General features: G+C 73.5%; 7 protein-coding genes. 4 read left to right on the top strand and 3 right to left on the bottom strand.

Going from position 1 to position 10,882, the window contains the following annotated elements; genetic code table 11:
- Nucleotides 1–293: 293 nt before the first annotated feature.
- Nucleotides 294–929 (bottom strand): HAD family hydrolase, encoded by a 636-nt coding sequence (locus IF655_RS22415; RefSeq protein WP_199586826.1) that lies wholly within the window; start codon nucleotides 927–929, stop codon nucleotides 294–296.
- Nucleotides 930–1,020: 91 nt separating this feature from the next.
- Between IF655_RS22415 and IF655_RS31545 the strand changes: the two genes are divergently transcribed.
- Nucleotides 1,021–1,359, top strand: coding sequence for a trypco2 family protein (locus tag IF655_RS31545; protein ID WP_199586824.1), 339 nt, complete (start codon nucleotides 1,021–1,023; stop codon nucleotides 1,357–1,359).
- A 24-nt stretch (nucleotides 1,360–1,383) separates the two neighbouring features.
- Nucleotides 1,384–5,085 carry a tetratricopeptide repeat protein gene (locus tag IF655_RS31690; RefSeq protein WP_199586822.1) on the top strand — a complete coding sequence of 1,234 codons (3,702 nt, stop codon included), beginning with the start codon at nucleotides 1,384–1,386 and terminating at the stop codon, nucleotides 5,083–5,085.
- Here IF655_RS31690 and IF655_RS22400 read toward each other — a convergent pair.
- The gene (locus tag IF655_RS22400; RefSeq protein WP_199586820.1) at nucleotides 5,082–6,071 is read right to left on the bottom strand and encodes a hypothetical protein; all 990 of its coding nucleotides are present in this window, start codon (nucleotides 6,069–6,071) and stop codon (nucleotides 5,082–5,084) included. The genes IF655_RS31690 and IF655_RS22400 overlap by 4 nt on opposite strands.
- Before the next feature lie 138 nt (nucleotides 6,072–6,209).
- Between IF655_RS22400 and IF655_RS22395 the strand changes: the two genes are divergently transcribed.
- Both IF655_RS22395 and IF655_RS22390 read left to right on the top strand, forming a co-directional pair.
- Complete coding sequence (locus IF655_RS22395; protein ID WP_199586818.1) at nucleotides 6,210–8,696, top strand: helicase C-terminal domain-containing protein; 2,487 nt, start codon at nucleotides 6,210–6,212, stop codon at nucleotides 8,694–8,696.
- Between the two features lie 60 nt (nucleotides 8,697–8,756).
- On the top strand, nucleotides 8,757–10,460 hold the full coding sequence (locus IF655_RS22390; RefSeq protein WP_199586816.1) for a DNA repair helicase XPB: 1,704 nt from the start codon (nucleotides 8,757–8,759) through the stop codon (nucleotides 10,458–10,460).
- A 28-nt stretch (nucleotides 10,461–10,488) separates the two neighbouring features.
- Here the strand turns inward: IF655_RS22390 and IF655_RS22385 are convergent, their stop codons facing one another.
- Nucleotides 10,489–10,683 carry a hypothetical protein gene (locus tag IF655_RS22385; protein ID WP_199586815.1) on the bottom strand — a complete coding sequence of 65 codons (195 nt, stop codon included), beginning with the start codon at nucleotides 10,681–10,683 and terminating at the stop codon, nucleotides 10,489–10,491.
- Between the last annotated feature and the right edge of the window lie 199 nt (nucleotides 10,684–10,882).

Below are 10,882 nucleotides of genomic sequence, written 5' to 3'. Positions count from 1 at the left end.
GACTCGGCCTGGACACAGCGCGGGCCCGGCGACCACCGCAAGGTCACCCAGACCGCCGGGAGCGTGCCAGGGGTGCAGCCCGATCAGCACGGAGTGCCCTGTCCCGGGGCTCAGCCGTGAGGCAGTCCCGCGACCCGGGGAACTCGGCGATGGGAGTCAACCCAGGCACAGCGCCGACCGGCGTTCACCGCGACGTCACCCAGACCGCCGAGGGCGTGCCCGGTGTGCCGCCGGATCAGTACGGGTTCCCTGTTCCGGGGCTCAGCCGTGAGGCAGTCCGCACCCCAAAGGGCTCAGCCGCGCCGCGTCCCCGCGTAGGACTCCAGCCACGCGGGGAACGCGTGGAGGTCCGGGAGGACGACGTCCGCGCCCGCTGCGGTGAGTTCGGTGTGGTCGCAGGGGCCGGTGGTCAGGGCGACGGAGAGGGCGTTGGCGGCGTGGGCGCCGCGGACGTCGCCGGTGTGGTCGCCGACGTACACCTGGGCGCCGTACTCGCGGAGCGCCTCCGCCTTCTGTTCGGCCCAGAGGTCGCCCACGACCACGTCCGGTTCGATGCCGAGGTGGGCGAGGTGGAGCTTGGCGTTGGGCTCGTACTTGGCGGTGACCACCATCGTGCGGCCTCCGGCAGCCCGCACCGCCTCGATCGCCTCCCGTGCTCCGGCCATGGCGGGGGTCGCGGCGACGGCGTGCTCCGGGTACATCTCGCGGTACAGGTCCGCCACCGCCGGTACCTGCTCGGCGGGGAACCAGTTCACCAGCTCCTCCGCCAGCGGCGGCCCCAGCCGCGTCACCGCGAGGTCGGCGTCGACGTACACGCCCGTCCGCTCCGACAGCGCGAGGTAGCACGCCCGGATCCCCGGCCGCGAGTCGATGAGCGTCATGTCGAGGTCGAAGCCGACGGTGAGAACGGGAAGGGGGCGCGCAGTCATCGGGCCATTGTGCCGGGTGCGCGAGAGGAACTATTCGGGTGGGGCGTACGTCTGCTCCGGTACACAAGGGTGCCGAAGGGGAGGGCGCGGGGTGGACGAGCGGATCGGGATCGCGGAGGCGGTCGACTTCCTGCGGGCGGAGTTCGCGGCGGCGGCAGGCGGCGGTGCCGGTCCGCGCTTCGAGGTGGGTCCGGTCGAGCTGGAGTTCTCGGTGGAGATGCGCCGGGAGGGTCGGGGCAGGACCGGTGTGAAGGCGTGGGTGGTCTCGGCGGGGGCGGAGGGGTCCGTCTCCCGCGCTTCCGTGCACCGGGTGAAGCTGGTGCTCACGCCGAAGGAGACCGGGGCGGACGGGACGTACACCGCGTACCACGTGAACACCGACGAGCCGGACACGACGGGCGAGACGCTGGGTTCCCGGTTCGGGGGCTGACGGCACCGCCAGGGGAGGATCGGCGTGCACACCTCACGGGTGGCGGTGGTGCGTTCCGGCGGCGCACGGGGGTCCGGATACGTGCTGGGCGCCCGGCTGGTGCTGACCGCGGCACACGTCCTCGGGGAGCGCGAGCGGGTCACGGTCCAGGTGGAGGGCGGGACCGGTCGCGTGCCCTGCCGGGTGGTGTGGGACCGGCTGGAGGAGGGACCCCAGGGGTGGGACGCGGCGCTGCTGCTGGCCACCGAGGACCTGGTCGCCGGACCCGTACCGCCGGTCCGCTGGGGACGTCTGGTGACCATGCGCCCCTGCCCCGCCCAGGCGATCGGCTATCCGGTCGTCGGACAGGCGGGCGGGGACGCGGTCTCGCGGGTGCACCGCGACGGGCGCGTCCTGCCCGAGACCGGCCGGGACCGGGACCGCTATGTGCTGGTGGGCGACGCGGGCGCCCAGACGTACGACGGCGCCTCACCGTGGTCCGGGATGTCGGGCGCCGCCCTGTGGTGCGGCAGCTCCGGCACGGCACCGCTGCTGACCGGACTGGTGACCGGTGATCCGCCCGGTCTGGGCCACACCCGTCTGGAAGCCGTACCGGCGTATGTCCTGGCCTCCGATCCACGGGTGCGGGAGCTGGTCGAGGAGCACACGGGACGGCCGCTCCTGCTGGAACCGGCCGATCTGCAGCACGTCACGGACCGCACCGCGACCCCCCGGGCGCCACGCTCCCCGGCGGACCTGCTGCGGCCGGAGCAGGCGGTGGTGTCCTTCATGGGCCGGGAGGAACTGCTGGGGGACCTGACGGACTGGTGCCTGGCGCAGCCGACCGCCCCGTCCGCGGACCCGTGGTCCTGGGAGACGACCCCGGTGCGGGTACGCCTGCTGACCGGCGCGGGTGGCACGGGAAAGACCCGGCTGGCCGCCGAACTCGCTCTGCGTATGACCGCCCGGGGCTGGACGGCGATCCGGCTGACGCCCGATGCGACGGTACGGCTGGACGCCCTCTCCCAGGTGCGCCGTCCCCTCCTGGTGGTGGTCGACTACGCCGAGACCCGTACCCGGCAGCTCCACGCCCTGCTGGAGGCGGTGGACCACGGCCGGACCACCCGTCCGGTGCGCGTCGTGGCCCTGGCCCGCGCGGCGGGCGAGTGGTGGACCCGCGCCACGGAGCATCCGCACGGCCACGCGCTGGCCACCGCCGTGGTCACGCCCGTACCCGCCCTGCACCGTACGCGGCAGGACCGCGCCGCCGCCTACGCGTGCGCCGTCGCCGACTTCGCCGCCCGGCTGCGCCGTCTGTCCCCCGCGACGGAGTGGACCGCGACCACGGCGCCGCCGCTCACCGCGGCCGAGTTCGACAACCCGCTGTCCCTCCAGATGGCGGCGCTGCTGTCCCTGCTCGATCCGGACACCCCGCGGTCCCGGGAGAACGCCAGGACGGTCCCGCTCGAAGGACGGCTGCTGGGCCACGAGCACAAGTACTGGGACGACACCGCCGACAGTCCCGAACGCGCCCTGACCGGCGAGCGCACCGGACCCGAGACCCGCGCACTCGCCGTCGCCCTGTCCTGTCTGGCCCCGGCGGCCGACCGCGACGAGGCGCGGACCCTGCTCTCCCAACTGCCCGGACTGGCCGACGAGAGCGCGGCAGCGGTCCGCGGCGCCCTGGCCACCTGGCTGGCGGACCTCTATCCCACGCCGACGGACTCGGTCTGGGGCAGCCTTCAGCCCGACCGGCTCGCCGAGTACCACGTGGGAGCCGAACTGAGCTGCGAGCCCGCGCTGTTCACGCGCGTGCTGACGACGCTGACGGTGAGACAGGCGGCGCAGGCGCTCACGGTCCTGGCGCGCACGGCTCAGCATCCGCGCCACCACGAAGCGGTGAACACGGTCCTCTGCGGCGCGCTCGCCGCGGCACCGGAGAAACTCGCCCCCGTCGCCATGCTCACCGCGCAGCGCTCCGCGCGGCCCGGTCCGCTGATCACCGCGCTGACCCGTCTCGTCCGCACCACGCGGAACGTCCGTCTGCTGCACGAACTCAGCGACCGGCTGCCGCTCACCAGTCTCGCCCTCGACGCGTGGGCCGCGGAACTCAGCACGGTCCTGACGGGGCACCACGACAGCGAGGACCCCGACCTGCCCCTGCTCGCCGGCATGCTGAACAACCACTCGGTGCGTCTGGCCGGACTGGGGCGACGGGAAGAGGCGCTGGCCGCCAGTACCCGCGCCGTACAGATGCAGGAGGCGCTCGACGAGGAGTGGCCCGGCGTGTTCCTCCCCGCCCTCGCCACCTCTCTGACCAACCGGTCGAACCACCTCGCCGAGCTGGGACGGTGGGAGGAGGCCCTGGCGGTCAGCACACGCGCCCTGGAGATCCGCGAATCCCTCACCGCCGAGCAGCCGGACGCCTCACTGTCCGAACTCGCCGGCTGTCTGAACAACCACGCCCGTCACCTGGCACAGCTCGGCCGGAGAAAGGAAGCCCTGAAAGCCGGCGCCCGTGCCTGCAAGGCATACGAGGAGCTCGCCGGGCAACGGCCCGAAATCTTCCTGCCCTTTCTCGCCGCCTCGCTGAACTCCCTCTCGACACACCTGGCCGGTCTCGAACGGCGCGAGGAGGCGCTCACCATCAGCGGTCGCGCGCTGGGCATCGCCGAAGCACTGGCCAGGATGCGGCCCGACGCCCATCTCCCCCGTCTCGCGACATCGCTGCACAACCGGGCGGGTCATCTGTCCGAGCTGGGACGCCTGGACGAGGCGCTCACCGCCATCACCCGCGCCGTCGACCTTCGCGAGAGCCTGGCCGCGCAGCAGCCCGAGACCTACCTTTCCGACCTCGCCGACTCACTGAGCAACCAGTCGAACCACCTGGCCGATCTGGGGCGACTGGACGAAGCCCTGACGGCCAGTACCCGCGCCGTCGAGATCCACGAGAAGCTGGCCGCGCGGCAACCCGACGCGTTCCTCGCCCACTTGACGGTCTCTCTGAACAACCAGTCGAACCACCTGGACAGACTGCGGCGACCGGCCGAGGCGCTCTCATGCAGCGCACGCGCCGTGGAGATTCTGGAGGAGCTGGACGCACGGCATCCCGACGCCTTCCTGCCCGACCTCGCCACGTCACTGGCCAACCTGGCGATCCGTCTGTCCGCCGTGGAACGACCGCAGGAAGCGGTGATCGCGGGCAATCGCGCGATCGGCATCCGCGAGAAACTGGCCGCGGAGCAGCCGGACGTCTTCCTGCCCGCCCTCGCCACGTCACTGAACAACCAGGCGAACGATCTGGCACGCGTGGGCCGGGACGCGGAAGCACTGGACTCGATCACGCGCGCCGCCGAGATCCTGGAGGAGCTGGCCGCGGAGCAGCCCGACACCTTTCTGCCCGACCTCGCGCGAACGCTGAACAACCAGGCGAGTCATCTGATCATTCTGGGACTGCGGGAGGAGGCGTTGCCTGCCTGCGCCCGCGCCGCGGAGATCCGCGAGAAACTGGCCGCACGGCAGCCGGACGCCTATCTGCCCGACCTCGCCATGTCGCTGAACAACCTGTCGATCCACCTGGCTCACGCCGGACGTCTGCCGGAAGCGCTGAGCGCCATCGGCCGTGTCGTGCGGATCTACGAGAACCTGGCCGCACGGCATCCCGACGCCTTCGCGCCGAACCTGGCGAAGGCTCACGCCCTGCGCGACCTCCTCACCTCCTCACCCCCTGACGCCGCCGCTCCCTAACGCTGCCGCTGCGACCGCCACAGCAGGAACACCGCCGACGCCACCGCCGCCCCCCGCACCACCCACGGCCACGTCGCCGTGATGGCGGTGGACAGGTGGTCGGAGGGGAGGGGGGTGCCCCAGTGGCCGGTGGTGCGACCCCAGAGCCAGAGGACGCCGGTGGCGGCGGAGAGGGCGGGGATGACCATGACGGCCCATTTGGTCTCGGCGGGGGTGAGGCGGCGGGAGCCGTAGGCGATGAGCCAGCCGAGGATCAGGACGAACCAGTTGCCGAGGACGGCACCGGCGACGAGGGCTGCCGCCGCGAGCAGCAGGAGGGGATTGGTCCAGCCGGTGGTCCGGCGGCGCGGGAGCAGGCGGAGGAAGCGGGCGCGGGGCGCGGGCTCCGGGTCGAGGGCGGCGTCCTCGACGATCGGCTCGGGCTCGGGTTCCGGCTCCTTCGGGGGGCGCCTCAGCAGCTCGGGGATCTCCACGCCGCCGACGAAGCCGGGTACGGAGTCGGCCGCCGCCGCGCCGAAGGGGCTGTTGTCGACGCGCCACCAGTCCGGGCGGGTGACGGAGCCGCCGAGTTCGTCGGCCGACGCGAGGTGGGGCGGGGAGGGGACCTGCGGCCGGGGCGGGGGTGCCTCGGGGGCGGACGGGCGCGGTCCGGGGAACGTGCCGCGCAGGGACTTCAGCCCCTTCGGACGCTTCGGCGGCTCCGGGTCCGGGTCGCGCTGGGGCGGGACCGCCGTGGCGGGACCCTGCGGGACACTCCCGGCGCCGCCCGCCGATGCCACCACCTCGTCCGGGCTGCCGAGCCGGTCCAGGATGCGGCGGACGGCGGCGGGCGAGTCCACCGTCGTCCTCGCCCGGTGCCGGTCGATCTCGTTGCGCAGTTCGGACACCAGCCGCATCCGCGTCGCGGACGGCAACTGCCGCTGCTGCGCGACGTCTCCGACGCGGCTCAGATACTCGTAGACGACCTGGTCGCTCTCGATCCCCAACGGAACCCCTCCGGGGCCAACGGCGGTGAAACCCCGTGAGGAAGGTAGCGCAGAGCGGCGCCCACCGGGACGTACCGGCTCGGGCACGGTGCCGGGGGGCCGCAGCCAGGCGGCACCGCAGCCGCTACCGTGGGTCAGATGAGCCCCGAGGCCCCCTCATCCCCCCGGTCCCTCGCGGAGGCACTCCGCGCGCGGGACGACGCCTCGCTGGCCGCGCTGCTGCGCGGCCGACCCGACCTCATCACGCCCGTGCCCAGCGACCTCACCCAGTTGGCCACCCGCGCCGGCACCCGCGCCTCGGTGCTGCGCGCCCTGGAACGGCTGGACCGGTTCGCCCTCCAGACCGCGCAGGCGCTGGCCGTCGCCCCGGACCCGGCGCCGTACGACACGCTGCTCGGGCTGCTCGCCGGGGACGACGGGGACGAGTCCGTCGCCGCCGCGCTGCCCCGCACCGTCGCCGCCCTGCGCGAGCAGGCGCTGGTCTGGGGCGAGGACGACCGGCTGCGGCTGGTGCGCACCGCCCGCGAACTGCTCGCCCCCTCCGCCCAGCACCCCTCCCCGACCGGGCTCGGACCGACCGTGCGGGAGGCCACCTCGGGCATGTCGCCGGGGCGGATGCAGGAGATCGTCGCCAGAGCCGGGCTCCGCTCCACCCATGACTCGGTGTCCGCCGTCACCGCGCTGACCGCCCTGTTCACCGACCGCGAGAAGATGACCGAGCTGCTCGACGGCGCCCCGGAAGCCGCCCGCGAGGTGCTGTCCCGGCTGATGTGGGGACCGCCGTACGGCCAGGTCACCGCCGATCCGGCCGCCCATCTGCGCTGGCTGCTCGACCGGGGGCTGCTGCTGCCGACCGCGCCCGGCACCGTCGTCCTGCCGCGTGAGGTCGCCCTGCATCTGCGCGGAGGTCGCGCGCACCGGGCGCCCGAACCGCTGCCGCCCGCCGTCGAACCGTCCGCCGTGCACAGCCCGCAGGTCGTCGACGCCACCGCCGCCGGACAGGCGTTCACCGCCCTCGCCACCGTCGAGGAGCTGCTGAAGTCCTGGAACCAGGGCGGTCCCGCCGTCCTGCGCGCGGGCGGACTGAGCGTGCGCGACCTCAAGCGGACCGCCGTCGCCCTGGACCTGTCCGAGCCCGTCGCCGCCTTCTGGATCGAACTGGCGTATGCCGCCGGTCTCCTCGCCTCCGACGGCGAGGCCGACGAGCGCTACGCCCCCACCCCCGGCTACGACACCTGGCTGGAACGGCCCCCCGCCGAGCGCTGGGCCCATCTCGCCGGGACCTGGCTGACGGCCACCCGCACGGCGGGGCTGATCGGCGGGCGGGACGCCAAGGACCGCACGCTCTCCGCGCTCGGCCCGGGTCTCGACCGCTCGGCAGCGCCCGAGGTACGGCACCGGGTGCTGACCCTGCTCGCCGGGCTCCCGGAGGGCGGCGCCCCCTCCGCCGAGGCGGTGCTCGCAAGGCTGAGCTGGGAACGCCCCCTGCGCGGACCGCAGCGCGACAGCACCGAGGACCTGCGCACCCGGCTCGCCCGCTGGACCCTCACCGAGTCCGAATCCCTCGGCGTCACGGGCCGGGGCGCCCTCTCCGCCCAGGGCCGCGCCCTGCTCGGACCGGTGGACGCGGCGGACGACTCCGGGTCCGCCACCGCCCCCGACCTCCTCTCCCCCGCCGAACTGGCCACCGCCACCGCTGCCGCCGCCCGGCTGCTCGCCCCGCTCCTTCCCGAACCCCTCGACCACGTGCTGCTCCAGGCGGACCTGACGGCGGTGGCGCCCGGCCCGCTGCGGCGCCCTCTCGCGGACGTGCTCGGGGTGCTCGCGGACGTGGAGTCCAAGGGCGGCGCGACCGTGTACCGCTTCACCCCCGGCTCGGTGCGCCGCGCCCTGGACGCCGGGCAGACCGCCGCTGACCTGCACGCCTTCCTCGCCGAACACTCCCGCACCCCCGTCCCGCAGCCGCTCGCCTATCTGATCGACGACGTGGCCCGCCGCCACGGCCACCTCCGGGTCGGCGCCGCCTCGTCCTACGTCCGCTGCGACGACGACGCCGTGCTCAACGAGATCCTGGCCGACAAGCGCGCCGCCGCCCTGCGCCTGCGCCGCCTCGCCCCGACCGTGCTCGCCGCCCCGTGCGACCCCGCCACGCTGCTGGAGGGGCTGCGGTCGATGGGGTACGCCCCCGCCGCCGAGTCCGCCGAGGGCGATGTGCTGATCGCCCGCGCGGACGCCCACCGCACCCCGCCGCGCACCGCGCCCGAGCCGGTGCCGGACGGTCCGCCGCCGCCCGACGCCACGCTGCTGACGGCGGCGATCCGCGCGATCCGCGCGGGCGACCTGGCCGCGACCGCCCCGCGCAAGAGCACCGGCACCGAACTCACCGGCGGCGAGCTGCCCCGCACCAGCCCCGCCGACACCCTGGCCACCCTGCAGGCAGCCGTCCTGACCGGCGACGCCGTGTGGATCGGCTACGTCAACGCCGAGGGCGCCGCCAGCCAGCGCGTCGTCGCCCCCGTCCGCGTCGAGGGCGGCTTCGTGACCGCCTACGACCACACGGCCGACGAGGTCCGCACCTACGCCCTGCACCGGATCACGGGAGTGGCCGAGCTGGCGGAGGACTGACCCGCTTTCTTCACGCATCGGGCACACTGGAGGTTTGGCCGTGCGGAAGGAAGTCATCAGGTGAACGGTCCGCTGATCGTCCAGTCCGACAAAACCCTGCTCCTGGAAGTCGACCACGAGCGGGCCGACGACTGCCGTCGCTCCATCGCGCCCTTCGCCGAGCTGGAGCGGGCACCCGAGCACATCCACACCTACCGCGTCACGCCGCTCGGCCTGTGGAACGCGCGTGCCGCCGGGCACGACGCCGAGCAGGTCGTGGACGCGCTGGTGCAGTTCAGCCGGTACCCGGTGCCGCACGCGCTGCTGGTGGACATCGCCGAGACGATGGACCGCTACGGCAGGCTCACCCTGACCAAGCACCCCGCGCACGGGCTGGTGCTCTCCACCACCGACCGTCCGGTCCTGGAGGAGGTGCTGAAGTCCAAGCGGATCGCCCCGCTGGTCGGCGCCCGCATCGACCCCGACACGGTCGCCGTGCACCCCTCCGAGCGCGGCCAGATCAAGCAGACGCTGCTCAAGCTGGGCTGGCCGGCCGAGGACCTCGCGGGGTACGTGGACGGCGAGGCGCACCCCATCGACCTGGACGAGGACGGCTGGGCGCTCCGGCCGTACCAGAAGCAGGCGGTGGAGAACTTCTGGCACGGCGGCAGCGGTGTCGTCGTGCTGCCCTGCGGTGCCGGAAAGACGCTGGTCGGCGCCGGTGCCATGGCGCAGGCGAAGTCGACCACGCTGATCCTCGTCACCAACACCGTCTCCGCCCGGCAGTGGAAGCACGAGCTGGTGCGGCGGACCTCGCTCACCGAGGACGAGATCGGTGAGTACAGCGGGACGAAGAAGGAGATCCGACCGGTCACCATCGCCACCTACCAGGTGCTGACGACCAGGCGGAAGGGCGTCTACCCCCACCTCGAACTCTTCGACTCCCGCGACTGGGGACTGATCCTCTACGACGAGGTCCATCTGCTTCCCGCTCCCGTCTTCAAGTTCACCGCCGACCTCCAGGCGCGGCGGCGGCTCGGACTGACCGCGACGCTGGTCCGCGAGGACGGCCGCGAGTCGGACGTGTTCTCCCTGATCGGGCCCAAGCGGTTCGACGCGCCCTGGAAGGAGATCGAGGCGCAGGGCTACATCGCGCCCGCCGACTGCGTCGAGGTCCGCGTCAACCTCACGGACTCCGAGCGGCTCGCCTACGCCACCGCCGAGACCGAGGAGAAGTACCGCTTCTGTGCGACCACCGCGACCAAGCGGAAGGTCACCGAGGCGATCGTGCGCAAGTTCGCCGGGCAGCAGATCCTGGTCATCGGGCAGTACATCGACCAGCTCGACGAGCTGGGCGAGCATCTGAACGCGCCCGTGATCAAGGGCGAGACCTCCAACGCCCAGCGCGAGAAGCTCTTCGACGCCTTCCGTGAGGGCGAGATCAGCGTGCTCGTGGTCTCCAAGGTCGCCAACTTCTCCATCGACCTGCCCGAGGCGACGGTCGCCATCCAGGTGTCCGGCACCTTCGGCTCGCGCCAGGAGGAGGCACAGCGGCTCGGCCGAGTGCTGCGGCCCAAGGCGGACGGGCACCGGGCGCACTTCTACTCGGTCGTCGCCCGCGACACCATCGACCAGGACTTCGCCGCCCACCGCCAGCGGTTCCTCGCCGAGCAGGGGTACGCCTACCGGATCGTGGACGCCGACGACATCCTCGCGGACGCGGCCACGAAGAACCCTCCGGCGGACTCGCCGGGCACCTCGGCGGAGGAAGCGGCCGAGGGGTAGGAGCCCGAGGGCTCGAAGGGGCGGGGCGTCATCTGCGGTGGACGCCCGCCTCCTCGCCGTACTCCCCGAGTATCACCACGCCGAAGGCGGCCTGCGCGTAGACCTTGACCGCGCGCAGGGCGTCGCCGAGCAGATGGCGGTGGGACGCTCCGGCGAGGGCCGTGGCGCCGTTCGGCGGGCGGGCCTGGAGCGAATGGACGGGATGGATGGCTGCTGCGCTCATGTCTCCATGGTGAGACTTCGGCCATCGGAGTGGTATCGGCTCACGGGTGGGTCTTCCCGGCGTCCGTCTGGACCTCCGGGTGGAGATCCCCCCTCCACCCTCGGGGTTCCGCCCCCTAGGGGTCGAAGCACCACCGCGGCTCCCCCGCAACCCGGCACCGGCCAGAACCCCGCGCGCCGACCGGGCACAGCCCCGCCCC

The sequence above is a fragment of the Streptomyces sp. DSM 110735 genome (assembly GCF_016482685.1).
Taxonomy (GTDB): domain Bacteria; phylum Actinomycetota; class Actinomycetes; order Streptomycetales; family Streptomycetaceae; genus Streptomyces.
Note: the sequence above shows the minus strand (reverse complement) of the source record. Positions and strands in the feature narration are given on the sequence as shown.

Excerpts from the sequence above, each read along its gene's own strand:
- IF655_RS22415 (WP_199586826.1), bottom strand. The coding sequence starts at position 929 with ATGACTGCGCGCCCCCTTCCCGTTCTCACCGTCGGCTTCGACCTCGAC.
- IF655_RS22395 (WP_199586818.1), top strand. The coding sequence starts at position 6,210 with ATGAGCCCCGAGGCCCCCTCATCCCCCCGGTCCCTCGCGGAGGCACTC.
- IF655_RS22385 (WP_199586815.1), bottom strand. The coding sequence starts at position 10,683 with ATGAGCGCAGCAGCCATCCATCCCGTCCATTCGCTCCAGGCCCGCCCG.